The sequence below is a fragment of the Mycobacterium sp. P2_H7 genome (assembly GCF_056403275.1).
On record NZ_JBFUFU010000007.1, the window covers coordinates 135,176 to 150,730 of the forward strand.

Sequence of the window (15,555 nt, forward strand, 5' to 3'; positions counted from 1 at the left end):
CGTATGGATATCGTCTCGAAAAGGAGACCGCATGTGACTTATGACTATTACGTCAGTGGTGAAAACGCCACCCTGACCCGCGAGCGGCAGAAGAAATACCGGCGCCGGCAGCGGCTTGCGATGGCCCTACTGCACGCGGCGGAATCGCGCGGGCTGGCCGGATCTGAAGCTATTGCGGTGCTGCAGCATGCCGACTACGTGACGTTGCGAGAATGCGCGGTCAAAGGTATTCGGCCGGCGCCGGATTATGACCCGGCAACGCTGGAATTTCAGTCGTGAGCCGCACGCCATATCGTCTGCAGAATCGTCAAGCCGGTGGCGTCGTTATCAGGCAAGGCCGGTCGTACGTCACGCTCCAACGCGATGAAATCAGATCGCTCATTCGCGATCTGAACACCCATCTTGATGACCCGGTACGGGTTGAGGAGACGACAGGAATTGACCGAGCGTAAACCTCCGTATGCCATCCAGCTCCTGAACGCGATGGACGGGTCTGACCTGTCCCTGAATGCGCGGACGGTGCTGATGGCTCAACTCAAGTTTGGTACCCACGCCAATGGGCGAGACTCGCGCGTTAGTGAGGCGCGGTTGGCGGAGTATCTGCAAACCAGCGTGTCGACACTGCAGCGCAGTCGCAAGGAACTCCGTGACAAAGGCTGGCTGATCGAACGCAAGCGCGGTCACAACGGCCGGCACGGCGATAGCCCGTCGACCTACGACATCGTCATTCCGTCAGCCAAGACGCCGTCAGCCCAAAAGCCAGCCAGGCGCGCGAACAATCCAGTCGGCCGCAATCAGCATGCCGACCAGGGGCCGCGAGAAGATCCGTGGAGTTGAGAGTTTCCCGTCACGGGTGAAGGGAAGCTTCCCTTCAAAAAGCCAAGAAATCCCTGCAAGTTTGCCGTCACGGGTGACCACCTATCAGGGTTACCAATACGAGGTTCTAAAGAACCGTCGCGTGAAGTGAACAAAGAACGGTCTTCTCTAGTCGTTACCGAATCACCTTGGCAGGCTGGAGCTACGCGCCGGATCGGCTTCGCCGCCCGGGAGGTGGCCGCTATCGCGGTGGGTTTATGGCTGTATCCCTGGTGAGTCTCTGGTCGGCCAAGCGCAAGGGTTCCGCCAAAACTTAGCATTACTAACGAACTACGAGGATCTATGAGACCAACCATTGCGTTCGACTCCAACGTCGTCGAACTGACCGCCGACGCCACCGGCTACTTCGCTCGTATCGACATCGACGGCCAGCCGCACATCATCCACGTGACCGCAACGCCCACGGGTCCGAAGTCCGTGACACCCGCGAAGTGGGTCAGTCGATGACGACGGTCCCCGCAACGGCAGGGGGACCTTACGAAGTGAGCCGCAGTGGTCGGCTGATTGTTCTTGACCGCACATCGGACAGCCGTCGCACTCGTGTGTTGTTCGCACCCGACGACGCCCTGGCAGTAGCCGACGCCCTGGTGGACGCGGCCGAATCAATTACCGCTTAAACACTTCCGCTGCCCGGGACCCATCCTTCCCGCGGGCAGCGGACCCCCGGGCGCCGGGTTGAGCGGACCTCCTATTCACCGCTCCCCGGCCCCCAAGCTTGGCGAGTTCTTTCTTTCTCGCCAAAACACCCCTGCCGTGTCGTGGAATTACGACAGCCGGCCGTCGAGTGCCAACTAATCCGCGCCGCGGGAGGCGGTCGGCAGCGGCAGGGGACCTAACTTTCTGAGGCGCTGAATCCCCGCGCCCATCTATTCACACCATCACCGCCCCGTCGTCGCTCTCAGAGCGTCCTGACGCGGCGGCAATTGGCATGCCCGAAAGGGGAATCCATTGGCAAAAACGCCCACAGTCGGCGTTGCCGTCACCGCCAAGGTTGACGAACGCGCCCTACAGAAGTCCGAACAGCAGGTGCTGGCCAGTAGTCAGAAGACCGCGAGCAGGGCCGCCGATGCCATCTCAAAGGCCATGGATGGCGTGCGGGTCGATCCCGCGAAGATGATGAACCCGGCAGACTTCGACAAGGCGGGTTCCAAAGCCGGCAAGGCCGGCGGCGACAGTGCCGCCGCATCGATTGCCAAGGGTGACTTCGCTGGCGCAGCCACCACCGCCGCCCGCGAGTTCAGCATGACCTTCGAGAAGCGCGCGCGCCCCAAGGTTGACATTGATACTCGCCAGACTCGGAAGTCCGGTCAGTCCGCGGGCGATGAGTTCGCAGATGGGTTCAGCGGTGCGGCCGGCATCATGCGCCTGGCTGGCAAGGGCGGTCCGATTGCCGGCGCGATCATCGCTGCCGGTGCAATCGCAGTCAAGACCATCCAGCCGATGATCCAGGAAGCTATGCAGTTCCAGGCTGACATCAAGCTAAATCAATCCAAGCTCGGCGTTAACGACGCCCAGATGGCAAGTGTGGCAAAGGCTGCCGGCGATGCCTGGACGGCCAACTTCGGCGAGTCCATCGCGGACAACATGACCACGGCCACCACTGCAATCCAGTCCGGACTACTCAAGGCCACCGACGGCACCGGCAAGCAAACCGAGGTAATCGAAGGCTTGCAGACGATCAAACAGATTCTCGGTGAAGAGATTCCGGACGTGTCGCGATCCGCTGGCCAGCTCATCAAGACTGGTCTTGCAGATAATGCCAAGGCGGCGTTCGACATCATCACCGCTGGCCAGCGTGAAGGCTTGAACGTCTCGGGCGACTGGCTGGACACAATCGATGAATACAGTACGCAGTTTCGCAAGCTTGGCCTGACTGGCGCCGACGCTATTGGTCTGCTTAAGCAGGGCTTGGAAGGCGGTGCGCGCGACACCGACGTGGTTGCCGACGCGCTCAAGGAATTCAGCATCCGCGCCGTGGACGGCAGTAAGCAAACCACGCAAGCTTTCGAGGCATTGGGACTGAACGCAACCGACACCGCCGACAAGCTGGCGCAGGGTGGCACCGTCGCACGGGATGCGTTCGACCAAGTTCTCGACAGGATTCGCGGAATACAAGATCCGCTCATTCAATCGAAAATCGCTGTGGCGCTGATGGGTACACAAGCCGAAGATCTCGGCGCGGCCTTCAAAAAGATCGACTTGTCCACCGCGGCTAGCTCCATCAAGGATGTGCAGAACGCGACGCAGACGGCGGCTGACACCGCACTGAAAGCCAGCCAAAACGAGTGGGCCACGGCCGGCCGAAACATCGAGTCGATGTGGGCAAAAGTCAAGCAGTCCATGAACTTCGCGGATTGGTTCTCCGGAATCCCGAAGGCGTTCAACGATTTACTCGCAGACACCCCGAAGCTGACTCCCGGTGCCCCCGGGGTTCCGATCACGGGGCCACGCGTTCAGGGACCTGGCGTTCAGGGTGGTATCACGTTGCCGGTCAACGGCGCACCCGCTGTGACTGGCGGGAATCCGCTCGATATCCTCCGTGGCGGCTTGCCCGGTGGCGTCGATTACAAGGCGTGGTATCCGCTGGCGGCGCCACCGCCCCCGCCCCCGCCCACGCAGATCACTCCGAACGAGCTGACCGATCCTTCACTGGCCGGCAGCGGTGGCAGCAAGAGCGACAAACTGACACTACCCACGCTGCCCAACACTGGGCCGGCACCGCAGGATTTCCTGCAGCAGAACGGCATTCCGGTCACGTCGTCTACCTTTGGTGCTGCGCAGAGTGTCCTGGATGCTCAGCAGCACGTGGCGCAGTTGCAGTCTGACGTCAACACGTTGGAGAAGGCGAACGTTGACGATCAGGGCGACCTGGTGGCCAAGCGCAACGATCTTCTCAAGGCGCAGCAGGACCAGACCAAGGCGCTGATGTCGCTGCATGACTCCGCCACGTCTGCGACGGACAAGCTCACCAAGACGGTGGGTGACGCGGCTAGCAACCTGGCGGACATCGGTGCCAACCTGGACAAGGATCTCGGGTTCTCGAAGGGTCTTCCGGGCTTAGCGGACAACCTGGTGAAGTTCATCGCGTCGCTGGCCGCAGCGCCCCTTATGGGTGCGCTGGCTCCGATTGCGGGACAAGGCAACGGCGCATATGGCGCGCTCGGCATGCTGTTCGGTGGTCCGAGCCAGACAGCCACCGCCGCTGCCCAGGGGCTGAACGTGTCGGCCAACGGCACGCGTGGCGGATATCCCGGTGATCAAGCGCTGCTGTCTCACGTTCCCGCCGGGTCATACGACAACGCGACAAAGGATCTGAGTCGCGGTCTCGCTGACTGCTCAAGCGCCGTTGAAGATCTCGTCAACCTGATGGATGGCAAGTCGACGGTGGGCGGGTCGCTCACGACACACAACGCCAGCCAGCTCTTGCCTGGCATGGGTTTCGCACCCGGCATGGGCGGCCCTGGTGACTTCCGGATTGGTTTCAACCCGAATCACATGCAGGCCACCTTGCCTGGCGGCACGCCGTTCAACTGGGGTAGTAATGCCGCAGCGGCACAGGGTGGTGTGGGTGGCACTGGCGCGGATGATCCGTCGTTCACGTCTCACTACTACCGCCCTGTGGCGACGCCGCCGGTAGTGCCGTCCATATCGTCGACAGGGCCAGCACCTAGCCCCGTGGACATCTACTCGCCGGCCAATACCAATCCAGGACTTAACAACCCGCTACCCGCCCCCGGATCACTCCCCGGTGGTGGCGGTGGCGGTCCAGGTATGGGGATGCCCCAGGGGTTGCCTTTCGGTATGCCGTACCAAGCCCAGGGGATCGACTACCAGGACCCGGGTTGGCAGCCCAAGGGTGGCGGTGGCCTCGGTATCGGTGGCGGTGCGCTCGGCGCTGCTATCCAGGGCGCGATGAGCGCCGGCGGCATGATGCCCGGTGGCCAGGCCGCTTCGGCGGCTGCACAGACGGCCATGCAAGCCATCAACCGGACCATCAAGTTCGCCGGCCAGGGCGCCGGCATTCTGGCCGAGGGTGCGCTGGACACGTTCTTCCCCACGAATCCGGACACGGGCAAAAACCCGATGAAGGACTCGTGGTTCTGGCGTGCTGCGGGCTCACTGGCTGGCGCAGCTCCTGCGATCGGTAGTGGTGGCGCCGGTCAGGCGGATAAGGCTGCGAATAAGAAAGCCCAAGAGCAGCAGGGCAATCCGCAGCAGAACGGGCAGCAGGGCAATCCGCAGAGCGGTGGCCCGTTTGATCAATATCGAACACATGTCGGGCGCCGAGAATCCGAAGCTCTCCGCCGGCGATCTGGCCAGCCAATTGTCAGCTTGGGGTTACGAAGCGAACATGCCGCGATGATGATGAGAACGGCCAAGCAGATCCAGACACTCAAGGATACAGCCGCCGCTGCATACGGCTACGCACCGGGGACGTGGCGAGAGTGCCCGATATGTCTGTGTGACTGGCTCGGGAATGAGCGCGTGTGGTTCGCGTCCTGTGGTCGTGGCTGCGGCTACATCAGCACGGGCGGCTCTGACCCGTTGGTGTTCTGCATCGACTCGCGCCGCTAAGGACAATCAGAAACGGGCGGGCACTCCACTACGGGGTGCCCAAAGAGCTTCTGAACGATCTACGCGCCTCGATGGCTGAGAACCCCGACGTGCGCGCCAACCTGTACGACATCGCCGATGAGGTAGCTGAGACAGCGAAAGACCTTGCCCCACGGGATGAAGGCACGTTTATCAACTCGATCGAGGCGCGGCGAGTCAATTATCGCAAGCTGGGCAAGACAACCCGTATCGCCAAAATCGTCAGCACCGATGACCCGGCGAAAGTGCAGAGCCTAGTCAGTGGGCGCAGCGCCGACGACGAACACGGGGCAACGCCGAAATACGACATCTGGAATCGGGTGGCGGACATGTTCAACTCACCACCCGACGAATGATCAAGCGGCCCTGTCTTGACTGTGGTCGGCTCACCAAAGCTAGCCGCTGTCACACCTGCCACCGGGCCAAGCGCAATGCCGGGTATGACAGCAGGGAGTACCGCGCCCTTGGCCGGCCAACCGGGTTGACGTGCCGCATGCAGATCCTGTGCAACGGTGCACCGGCCACCACGTGGGAGCACATCACTCCACTGTCCCGAGGCGGCACCCATCAACGGGGCAACATCATCCCGGCCTGTGGGCGCTGCAACTCCAGCAAGCGCGACAGGTAAGCTGCCGATTCGCTATGAGTATGCCGCCAGCGGGTTGGTACCCCGACCCCTCCGGCGACCCAACCCGCGAGGTCTATTGGCACGGCGACAAATGGGGAGCTTGGCGCAAGGTGCGCGAGACACCCAAGTACGCAACAACGGCGACGTTCTCGGTGCCGACGGCTGCAATGCCGATACTCACGAAGGCGCCCAGTTCAATTCCGACTAAGCGCGTGCTGGCCGGCGGCGGGTTGTGCTTGCTGCTCGTCCTAACATTCGCGAGCCTCTGCAGTTCGCCACGCAAGCAAGCGCCCCCACCACCACCGGTCACGGTGACTCAGACGGTGACACCACCACCGCTGCCTGTTACGCCCCCACCCGTCACACCTGCGCCTGCAACACCGGGGCCTGGTGTGACTGTGGTTCCCGACATCGACCGCCCTTACGTGCCTCATCCGCACGGTGGCGGCGAGAGCCGGTTCTGTCGCAGACATTGGTGGTGCTGACCGAGCGCGACGATATGCATGGCAATGAATGGCCATGCATCGGTCGTTCGGTCAGTCATCGGCCTTAACCGCAGGTCAGCACACTAAACGACTCACTGACTGCATAACCGCAGGTCAGGGCGCAAAAGTTCGGAACCTGTTGTACCTGTTCGACGCGGCCCGGTTCTGCACGCTTAGAAAGCGATTCCCAACCGCCCGCCGGCACTGCATACCCATGCAGCCGGCGGGCGGTTCTATTTGAGATTGAGGTACAAATGGCAGCCGTCGCAAAGAACGGCAACGCCCGCTCGCGATACAAAGATCTGACCGAACCGCCGTGGTATCGGTGGCGCGAGAAGGATGTCGCCAAGCGCGCAATCAGATTCATCGAAACGTATTGCAGGAGCCCGAAGGGGCATGGATTCGGCAAGCCGCTAGTTCTGGCCCAGTTTCAAAAGGACTGGATCGCCGACGTTCTGGCCCCCGGTGTCCGGCAAGGCATCTTGGCCTGCCCCCGAGGTCAGGGTAAGAGCACCCTGCTCGCCGCCCTGGCGGTGTGGGCAACGTTCGACAAGTACGAGGACGGCGCCCCGCAGGTACCGGTTATGGCCACAACCGTGCAGCAGGCCAAGCGCTCGGTGTACGACGTTGCGGTGGCGATGGTCCGCGCGGAACCTCTACTGGAGGACCGCGCAATCATCTTCTCCGCGATTGGCGATTCCCGCTTCACGGTCGGCTACAACGGCGGCGTCTGCTTCCCCGTATCGAATGACCCCGATGGCTTGCAGGGCGCCGACCCGGGGCCAATCAGCGTCACTGATGAGATCGGATTCCAGCCGGTTGAATCGTGGTCGTCGATGGTGTTGGCCTCTGGTAAGCGATCCCGCTCCGTGTGTATCGGCATCGGTACGCCAGGATTCGATAAAGAGAAGTCCGCGCTGTGGCATCTGCGTGAGGCGTGGATGGACGGCAAGCGCCCGCCCGGTTTCAGCTTCACCGAGTACGCCGCGCCTGAAGGACTGGACCCGCGCGACGAGAAGACGTGGCGGATTGCCTGTCCCGCACTAGATGCCGGCTATCAATCCATTGACGCGCTGCAAGTGGCGATCGAAATGTCACCGCTTTCTCACTTCCAGATATTCCACCTGGGTTGCTGGGTTGACGGTACCGACTGCTGGCTCGGTCCGGATGGTCGCACCGTGTGGTCGGCCCTCACCGGCCACCATCGGTTTAAAGCGGATGAGCCAACGTGGGCGGGTATCGACATCGGTCTGAAGAGGGACACCACCGCCGTGGTAATCGGTCAACGCCGGCCAGATGGGAAGCTGCACACCAAGGCTCGCGTTTGGATTCCCAACAAGGATGAGTCAATCGACCTGGCCGAGGTTATGCAGTACCTGCGGGATTTGCACGCGCTGTATGACCTACAGGAATGCGCTTACGACCCGCGGCTATTCGAGATCCCCGGCCAGATGCTCGCCGACGAAGGGCTCCCAATGGTGGAGTTTCCGCAGTCGATTGAGCGGATGTCGCCGGCTTACGTCGCGCTGTATGAGGCCATCGTCAAAGGTGACATCTCGCACGACGGCGACGAGTTGTACACCCGACAGATTCTGAACGCCGTAATGCGGCCCAACGAACGCGGCTTCATGCTCTCGAAACAGAAGTCCCGCGGCAAGATCGACGCCGCCGCCGCGCTGGCCATGATGCACGCCCGCGCAAGCCAGCCCGCACCCAAACGCGCCCCCGCTTTCGTACTATAGGAGAACACATTTGAACTTTCTACCGCGCATGTTCCGCGCACCCGATCCACCTTTTGAACCACCCGCAGAACAGCGTTCGATCAGCATTGCCGATCCCGGCGCGTTCGCCTTGTTCGGAAGTTCCCCAACGCTGGCCGGCGTCTCGGTAACAGAGACCTCGGCACTGGGCCTATCGGCGGTCTACCGCTCCGTCTCGCTGATCGCCGGCACTATCGCCACGCTGCCACTGCGCACCCTGCAGGACGGCCCAGACGGCACGAGATCGCGCGTCCCATCGTGGCTGGACTCACCGGGCGGCCCTACCGGTCTGACGCCTTACGAGTGGACAGAGACGGTCCTGGCCCACTTGCTGCTTCACGGCAATGCCTACTGCGCCCACATCTATGGCGGTGCCGGCCAGGTGCTCGGGCTGCAACCGATCCACCCATCCGCGGTGTCGGTAGAGCAACTGAAGGATGGCACCAAGGTTTACCGGGTCAGCATGAGCGACGGTAAGACTCAGCTATTCGATGACCGTTCCATGGTCCACATTCCGGCGCTGTCCACGGATGGCGTCAAGGGCTTGTCGCCATTGACCCTGGCGCGCCAGAGCTTCGCCACGTCCATCGCCGGGGAACGCTCCGCGGCGCGCCTGTTCAAGGACGGCGCACTGATGAGCGCTATCGCCACGGTTGACGAAGCGATGACCGAGGAAGAGGCCAAGGCGGTCAAAGAGGGCCTGGACCGCAAAGCCGCAGGCGAGGCCAACGCCGGCCAGATCGCACTGATCAACCGCAAGGTGAGCATTCACCCGTGGTCGGTATCGCCCGTGGATGCCCAATGGCTGGAGTCGCGAGCGTTCCAGATTGAAGAGGTCGCCCGCTGGTACGGCGTGCCGCCACACTTGCTGGCCCAAACGGAGAAGCAAACCAGTTGGGGCACAGGTGTTTCAGAGCAGAATCGCGGCCTCGCCCGGTACAACCTCGAATTGTGGACTACCCGTATCCAACAGCGTCTGTCGCGGCTTCTGCCGCCTGATCGCAAGGCGGAATTCGACTACACCGTGTTCGTCCAACCCGATCCCGAAACCGAGATCAAGTTGCTACTCGAACAGGTCAAGGGCGGCCTTCTGACGACCAACGAGGCCCGCAAGATTCGCAACCTTCCACCTACCGACGGTGGGGACGTGCTGACCAGCGCGACTACCCCCACAAAAGAACCGGAGTCCGCCGAATGACCGAGATCGAACGCCGGTTTGTGGACCTGCAGACCACCATTACCGGCCGCACGCTCGGTGGCTATGCCGCGGTCTACCGGCAGATCACGGACATCGGGTACTACCTGGAACAGGTTGCACCTACTGCGTTTCGGTCGGTGTTGAGGTCTGATGTGCGGGGCTTGCTCAATCACGACCCTAACCACCTGCTGGCCCGCACGACCAATGGGACGCTGAAGCTCACCAGTGATAGCCACGGTCTCGAATTCGAGCTTGACCTACCGGAGACCACCCTAGGCAACGATGTCCGCGCCATGGTGGATAGCGGCCTCATCACCGGCTGCAGCTTCGGTTTCATTCCGAACCAACAGGAATGGACGACTCACGAGGGGCGAGACCTTCGTACCCATGTCGAAGTGGCCAAGCTACTCGACGTCTCCGTGGTGACCTATCCGGCCTATGACGGCACGTCGGTTTCACTCCGCAGTAAACCGACCGACTCGACGATCGACGGTCGGACCCAACTCATCGTGGCCCGCCACGTAACCCTAACGAAGGGACAGTAATTGACTATCGAAGAGATCCTGACCAAGCTGCAGGACATCGCCGACAAGGGCGAAACCCGTTCTCTGACTGCCGAAGAGGTCACCGAATACGAGACCCTCGAGGCTGATCTGAAGTCCGCCCAGAAGACTCAGGAACTGCGCTCGCGCCAGGCCGCCTACGTCGCCCCCAATGCGAGCGTCGCGGCCGGCGTGCACGTCACGACCCCGAAGGCCGACGACACCCTCGAGCGCGCGTTTAACGCGTACCTGACTTCCGGCGTCGCGAACGCCGACCTGCAGGAGTTGCGCGCCCAGAGCGTCGGCACCGACGCAGCCGGTGGCTATCTGGTGCCCGACAACTTCCTCGCACAGATCGAATCCCGCCTGAAAGCCTTTGGTGGGGTCGAAAATGAGGCGCGTGTCGAGAGCACCGACGATGGGCGCACCACCCTGCTGCCGACCGGCGACGACACCGCCAACGCTGCGGTCCCGGTAGCCGAGAACACCGCGCCGGCCAGTGGCGGCGCAGACCTCACGCTGGGCAACATCGAGTTCAAGACTCACACGTTCACCACCAGCGGCGCCGGCCAGGCTCCACTGGCGGTGTCGTTCCAGTTGCTGCAGGATGGCGCTATCGACGTCGCTACCTGGCTGACCGATGCAATTGCCGAGCGCTTCGGCCGCGGGCTGGCAAAGTCGTTTGTCAGCGGTACCGGTACCGGTGAGCCGTTCGGCATCACCACGAACACCACCACCGAATCGACGTTCACCGCGGCCACCATCGACAAGGACGAACTGATCTCGGCGTTGCATGACGTCGACCCGGCCTACCGTGGAGACGCGGTGTGGATCTTCAATGATTCGACGCTGGAGCAGATTCGTAAGCTGGAGGATTCGACGGGTCGCCCGCTGTGGACCCCGCAGGCATCGGCAGGCCTTGAAGGTTCCATTGGTGGCACCCTGTTGGGCCATCGCGTGGTTATCGACCAGGGTTTCGCCACCTACACCGATGGCGTCGCCGGCAAGTTCGGCGTGTTCGGCTCGGTGAAGACCGGCTACTGGATTCGCAAGGTCCGCGGTATCCGCCTCATCGTTGACGAAGCATCGGCCGCATCCACGGGGCAGGTGCGCTACACCGCACACGTTCGCGTTGGTGGTGTGGTCCGACAGCCGCGCGCGTACTCCGTTCTGAAGAACGCAGCGTAATCGTGGGTTGGCAGCCTAGTTACGCAACCGCTGCCGACCTGGCCGGCTGGTTGGGGGTCAACGAAGACCCCCAACTGGTCCTGGCCATCGACGCAGCCAGTCGCGCAATCGACCGTGCCACAGGCCGGCAGTTCGGAGCGACCGATGCGGCCGAAACGTGGCACTACCCGGCCGACTTCTACCGCGGCACAACCATTGTCGACATAGATGACACGTTTGACATCGATCTCACGGTCACAGGGGCTCCCACTTTTACGCTGTACCCGGGTAACCCCAAGGGGCGCCCGTACACTCAGATTCAGGTTGCCGGGTACGCCGGCCCCGAGGTCGCGGTTACCGCGGTGTGGGGATGGAATGCGGTACCGGAAGCGGTCAAGACGGCAACCCTGATCCAGGCCGGCCGCTACTTGGAGCGGCGCACCAACCCATCCGGCCCTCTGTCGTCGGAACGCGTTGACGACATTCAGCGCGACTGGTCGGCCACCACCGGTCAGGAGGTCGACGCCGACGTGGCCGGGATGATCACTGACTACCGGAAGCTGTGGGCGGTCGCGTGAGGCCATTCGGCAAAACCACCATCAAGTTTGTTTCGGTCACCGAAGACCCGACAGTGTTGGACAGGTACAAGAAACCGGCCAAGGTCCGCGTCAGTACGGATGTCCCCGGGTGCCACTGGCGACCCTTGCCGGCCACCGAGACGATCAGCGAGACCGGCGACGTAGTGACCGACCCTTGGAAGGCCACGTGCCCACCAGTGTCAGCGGTGCTGGCCGCGAAGGCGGGGGATGAGGTTGTGGTGGACGGGGTGACGTATCAGATCGACGGTCTGCCCCGGGCGTTTAACAACACCGCCGGTCCGTTCAAGGTGACGGTGATCGCGAAGCGCGTCAACTAGAGGCTAAGAGAACTGACGTAACTCCGCAGATTCCGCAGGTCATCTGGAACGGCGACATCGCCATCGGCCCATAGGGTGTGGACACTACGCTGAAAGGCCGAGACCGAGTTCAAGCCCAAGTTCTGCATGACGGCCTTAATAGCTTGCTTCCCAAAGCAGTATCGCCACCAGTCAGGGGCCTGCCGTTTCTGATTCAGCTCTGCGTGGGCGGTCACAAGATGCGCTTCCCAATCGGGGAAGGCTGTGCCGACTGTCGCCACAGACGCGGTCTTCAGAGCATTCCAATCTGAAATGAGTTGAGGGTACTTAACTATGGCCCAGGTCGGACCCACATTGGCGGGCTTAGTGGAACCGGGTATGAGCGCAAGCGCGCGTTGGACAACCCATAGCCCGGCAACCTGGTCGGTAGAATCGCGGATCACCACGATTGGGTCATCTTGGCTTCGGCCCTGACGGGCAAGGAGTTTGGATACCGCGTCGGGTTGCAGGTAGAGATTCTCAATCTCGTGGCAACCAAGAACGTGAACGCCGTTGTCAGTTTCTAGCTTCTTCGCTTCTGCGTCAGTGCGGAAGTCTCGATCAATCACGCCGCCCACCCTTAGCTGCTCGTCTGTCTCTAAGGCGAGAAGCTTCATGGCGGCAAGGGTTCGGAGAATGTCGCGGCACCCGCCGCCCTCGATAAAACGGTTCGTCTTCGCGTCCCCGATCAGGTCATAGAACCGCTGGCGTTCGACACCTCGGTTCTCGCCCTCGATGTAGACGAATCGACGTTTGTGTATCGCGAACGCGGGAGACCCCAAGGCGGCAGAGAGTTGTAGTAGGACAGGGCGGCTCGCGACCGGCCTCTTGACCGAAACCGCTCCGGTCGCAGAGTTCCGCTCCAACACGAACGTGCTTTCAGGAGTCGCAACTTCTGCGGCCTCTATGCTGTGGGTGGCAATCCACATCTGGCCATCAGTTATTGTGTCGCGGACGAACTGCAGCCAACTCCGCAGCAAGTCCGGATTGAGGTGCAGCTCGGGTTCATCGAGCAGGAACAATCCGCGCTTCAATTTAAAGCGTTCGATCTGACCGACCAAAAACGCGATCTCGCGCTCGCCGCTACTCAGCCTCGAAAAATCGAGCTTTGCTCCGGCGGATTCAAATATCGGAGTTTGCGCATTGTGTCCGGATTGGGGATCGCCCATCCCAGCGAGGCGGAGATGGGGCAGTATGGAAGATAGCATCTCACGATACTCGGCCATCCAATCTGCCCACTCTGGTTCTACACCACCGGTATCGCGGGCTGCCCGCATTGCCTTCTGGAAGTTTGCCCCGTCTGCGTGCTCACGCGCATAAAGATACTGCAACCACGAGGTGTAGAGTGTTCGGGAATCTTGGAATGCATAATTCATGGTGACTGTCGGATCGTTCCAGTCTTGCGCAACTAGCGAATGATGCTCTCCTTGTGCCGATGAGCCAATAAACGACCGGTCTGCATCAAGGAATAGGTGCTGAGTTTCCTGGCGGGATCTGAGGTTTGAGACGGCAAAATCGGCAATGCTTCTTGACAAATTATCTGCAACTCCCTTGGCGAAAACCATTGGTCCTACAGGGAAGTTTCCCGCCACAAGTTTGAGCTGACCTCTCCAGGTCTCTTTCGCTTGTAGCCATTCCGAACTATTCGTATCTATACTTTGCTGCATTCCGGCGCCGGAAAAAACGTTCTCCAATGTCGGAGCGTCGAGTGAAACGGTAACGTCGATCTCGACCTTGCAAGGCTCGGAGAAAACATCACGTTGGGGGTACAGCCCGGCCGAAATTCCTAGACTGTGTGCAGCGGCCGACAGAAGGGTAAGAATCGCGCTCTTGCCCGTGCCGTTCTCCCCGACTAGGCATACCAGTGGAGCATCTGGCTCAATCTGCATGTCGACATCGTGCAGATTTCGGAATTCGAGAATTTTGATGCGCGTGACCTTCACAGGTATTGCCTATCACGCGGGGGAGGCCGGCGGCACCGTCTATGCGCGGGACACCGAACCGCGTGTGCAGTTGGACAGCCGGCGCTGTGCGCGGCTCAATTAGATCTGAGAATCGTGTTCCCTGCGGGGCGCGTTCAGCTTTACTGAGCATCGCATGGACCGAAGGAGAAACCGATGAGCGAATCACCTGCCCCTGGCTGGTATCCCGACGCCTCGGGTGTTGACCGCTACTGGACTGGCTCCGAGTGGGGGCCGGCCAAGCCGTCTGAGCCGTCGAAGCGGATGGGCAGCGATTTCATCGATAAGTCGCAGCCGCTACCGCAGCGCAACTTGGCCGATGTCGCGGTCAAGCCCGGGAAAGGCAATGTCGCCATGGGGATTGTCGCCATGGTGGTTGGCTTCCCGGTGTACGCCTTGGCCGTAATCCTGGGAGCGCTGATTGGCGGAACGCCGGGAATATATGTCGCCGTGGTCATCGCCGCCATCCTGCTCTACTGCATCGGCTGGGCGGCTGCGCAGAGAAGCCGTGAAGAAGCCGCTGCGCGGGACGCCCAAATTCTGCTGGGCCGACATCTCTCCGGCAAGAAGCGGCAGTAGAAGCAAAAAGAAAAGCCTGCAAAACAAGAACCACCCCCGGCCGTAGGGGCTGCCGGGGGTGGTTCGAGTTGAGGCTGTTACTGGAAGTTCAGTAACGCGGGGTGGCGGTCGATCAGCCACTGGGCAGATTCGATCGCTTCGGTCTTGTTGCGCGCTATCACGGGATGGCTGTGCCAGTAGTAGTATTCAACGCTTCCGTCGCGGTTCTTAGCGATGGCGCTCAGCCATAGGGTCCACTTGAGATGGTGGCTGCCATCGTCGGAATGGTCCGGCACGTCAGCCCTCGGCTGAACGAAGGGGAGTCGTCCCGGGTTGCTTTGCGCCACCCACTGATCGAAAGGCCCTGACTCTTCGTAGGCCAGGATCGATTCATTCGCGCTCATCGCACTACTCCCATAACCGGCATGGACGAAAGTCCGTCGAAGTATGGCACGAGGCTTACCGTTGCCAGGGCTAGCAACGCCGCGAACACCGCCCTCATTGGCCGGCCGCCGCGATCAGAGCTTCACCCAATAGTCGCGCGGTCTCCCGGGTGATCACCTCACCGTTGTAAGTGACGCCCTCGAAAATGGTGCCGTCGTCCCGTGTCCAACCGCACGTACCTACCGTGGCCGACCACGACCATGGTTCGGTCTGTTCGACCGTGGTGACCGGCCCGTCCCATTCGCAGTCGCGGGTGTGGGTGCCGATCCCGCCGCAGCACGCGCGGGTGGTGGAGTCGACGGGATATGCCGCCCAAGATGCGTCGGTGTCGATCAGGGGAGTGGTCAAGGCGTTGTGTCCTTCCGTGTTTACGGAAGTTCGCTCTTGCTCGTGCACTGGAGTGATGTGG

16 protein-coding genes are annotated in these 15,555 nt (G+C 61.5%); 13 read left to right on the forward strand and 3 right to left on the reverse strand.

The features are described 5' to 3' along the window. The first annotated feature begins 33 nt into the window (after window positions 1-33). From AC1DY7_RS10665 to AC1DY7_RS10720, 12 genes are all read left to right on the forward strand, one after another. Window positions 34-279, forward strand: a complete 246-nt coding sequence (locus AC1DY7_RS10665; RefSeq protein WP_477493649.1) for a hypothetical protein — start codon at window positions 34-36, stop codon at window positions 277-279. A 159-nt stretch (window positions 280-438) separates the two neighbouring features. Continuing rightward, the gene (locus tag AC1DY7_RS10670; protein ID WP_477493650.1) at window positions 439-837 is read left to right on the forward strand and encodes a hypothetical protein; all 399 of its coding nucleotides are present in this window, start codon (window positions 439-441) and stop codon (window positions 835-837) included. 321 nt (window positions 838-1,158) lie between these two features. Next, entirely contained in the window at window positions 1,159-1,323 is a 165-nt protein-coding gene (locus tag AC1DY7_RS10675) for a hypothetical protein (RefSeq protein WP_477493651.1), read from the forward strand. A 501-nt stretch (window positions 1,324-1,824) separates the two neighbouring features. Continuing rightward, window positions 1,825-5,451 carry a phage tail tape measure protein gene (locus AC1DY7_RS10680; protein ID WP_477493652.1) on the forward strand — a complete coding sequence of 1,209 codons (3,627 nt, stop codon included), beginning with the start codon at window positions 1,825-1,827 and terminating at the stop codon, window positions 5,449-5,451. A gap of 71 nt (window positions 5,452-5,522) precedes the next feature. Further along, window positions 5,523-5,825, forward strand: coding sequence for a hypothetical protein (locus AC1DY7_RS10685; RefSeq protein WP_477493653.1), 303 nt, complete (start codon window positions 5,523-5,525; stop codon window positions 5,823-5,825). A 137-nt stretch (window positions 5,826-5,962) separates the two neighbouring features. Continuing rightward, window positions 5,963-6,097 (forward strand): HNH endonuclease, encoded by a 135-nt coding sequence (locus AC1DY7_RS10690; protein ID WP_477493654.1) that lies wholly within the window; start codon window positions 5,963-5,965, stop codon window positions 6,095-6,097. Window positions 6,098-6,836: 739 nt separating this feature from the next. Continuing rightward, the gene (locus tag AC1DY7_RS10695) at window positions 6,837-8,324 is read left to right on the forward strand and encodes a terminase TerL endonuclease subunit (RefSeq protein ID WP_477493655.1); all 1,488 of its coding nucleotides are present in this window, start codon (window positions 6,837-6,839) and stop codon (window positions 8,322-8,324) included. A gap of 28 nt (window positions 8,325-8,352) precedes the next feature. Next, window positions 8,353-9,540, forward strand: a complete 1,188-nt coding sequence (locus AC1DY7_RS10700; RefSeq protein WP_477493656.1) for a phage portal protein — start codon at window positions 8,353-8,355, stop codon at window positions 9,538-9,540. Further along, entirely contained in the window at window positions 9,537-10,085 is a 549-nt protein-coding gene (locus AC1DY7_RS10705; protein WP_477493657.1) for an HK97 family phage prohead protease, read from the forward strand. Before AC1DY7_RS10700 ends, AC1DY7_RS10705 begins: the two co-directional genes overlap by 4 nt. After that, window positions 10,086-11,270, forward strand: a complete 1,185-nt coding sequence (locus AC1DY7_RS10710; RefSeq protein WP_477493658.1) for a phage major capsid protein — start codon at window positions 10,086-10,088, stop codon at window positions 11,268-11,270. A gap of 2 nt (window positions 11,271-11,272) precedes the next feature. Continuing rightward, window positions 11,273-11,827, forward strand: a complete 555-nt coding sequence (locus tag AC1DY7_RS10715; protein WP_477493659.1) for a hypothetical protein — start codon at window positions 11,273-11,275, stop codon at window positions 11,825-11,827. Between the two features lie 197 nt (window positions 11,828-12,024). Next, a complete protein-coding gene (locus tag AC1DY7_RS10720; protein WP_477493660.1) occupies window positions 12,025-12,165 on the forward strand; it encodes a hypothetical protein in 141 nt (46 codons plus the stop codon). Here AC1DY7_RS10720 and AC1DY7_RS10725 read toward each other — a convergent pair. Beyond that, window positions 12,162-14,126 (reverse strand): AAA family ATPase, encoded by a 1,965-nt coding sequence (locus AC1DY7_RS10725; protein WP_477493661.1) that lies wholly within the window; start codon window positions 14,124-14,126, stop codon window positions 12,162-12,164. The genes AC1DY7_RS10720 and AC1DY7_RS10725 overlap by 4 nt on opposite strands. A 174-nt stretch (window positions 14,127-14,300) precedes the next feature. Here AC1DY7_RS10725 and AC1DY7_RS10730 point away from each other — a divergent pair, with 174 nt between their 5' ends. Further along, the gene (locus tag AC1DY7_RS10730) at window positions 14,301-14,723 is read left to right on the forward strand and encodes a hypothetical protein (RefSeq protein ID WP_477493662.1); all 423 of its coding nucleotides are present in this window, start codon (window positions 14,301-14,303) and stop codon (window positions 14,721-14,723) included. Window positions 14,724-14,800: 77 nt separating this feature from the next. On the opposite strand, the gene AC1DY7_RS10735 is transcribed toward AC1DY7_RS10730, so the two are convergent. Both AC1DY7_RS10735 and AC1DY7_RS10740 read right to left on the reverse strand, forming a co-directional pair. Further along, the gene (locus AC1DY7_RS10735) at window positions 14,801-15,106 is read right to left on the reverse strand and encodes a hypothetical protein (RefSeq protein ID WP_477493663.1); all 306 of its coding nucleotides are present in this window, start codon (window positions 15,104-15,106) and stop codon (window positions 14,801-14,803) included. 94 nt (window positions 15,107-15,200) lie between these two features. Continuing rightward, window positions 15,201-15,494 (reverse strand): hypothetical protein, encoded by a 294-nt coding sequence (locus AC1DY7_RS10740; protein ID WP_477493664.1) that lies wholly within the window; start codon window positions 15,492-15,494, stop codon window positions 15,201-15,203. Window positions 15,495-15,555 lie beyond the last annotated feature (61 nt).

Coding starts and splice junctions, on each gene's coding strand:
- AC1DY7_RS10685 (WP_477493653.1), top strand. CDS start 5,523: ATGGCTGAGAACCCCGACGTGCGCGCCAACCTGTACGACATCGCCGAT.
- AC1DY7_RS10695 (WP_477493655.1), top strand. CDS start 6,837: ATGGCAGCCGTCGCAAAGAACGGCAACGCCCGCTCGCGATACAAAGAT.
- AC1DY7_RS10735 (WP_477493663.1), bottom strand. CDS start 15,106: ATGAGCGCGAATGAATCGATCCTGGCCTACGAAGAGTCAGGGCCTTTC.
- AC1DY7_RS10675 (WP_477493651.1), top strand. CDS start 1,159: ATGAGACCAACCATTGCGTTCGACTCCAACGTCGTCGAACTGACCGCC.
- AC1DY7_RS10730 (WP_477493662.1), top strand. CDS start 14,301: ATGAGCGAATCACCTGCCCCTGGCTGGTATCCCGACGCCTCGGGTGTT.
- AC1DY7_RS10700 (WP_477493656.1), top strand. CDS start 8,353: ATGTTCCGCGCACCCGATCCACCTTTTGAACCACCCGCAGAACAGCGT.
- AC1DY7_RS10705 (WP_477493657.1), top strand. CDS start 9,537: ATGACCGAGATCGAACGCCGGTTTGTGGACCTGCAGACCACCATTACC.
- AC1DY7_RS10690 (WP_477493654.1), top strand. CDS start 5,963: ATGCAGATCCTGTGCAACGGTGCACCGGCCACCACGTGGGAGCACATC.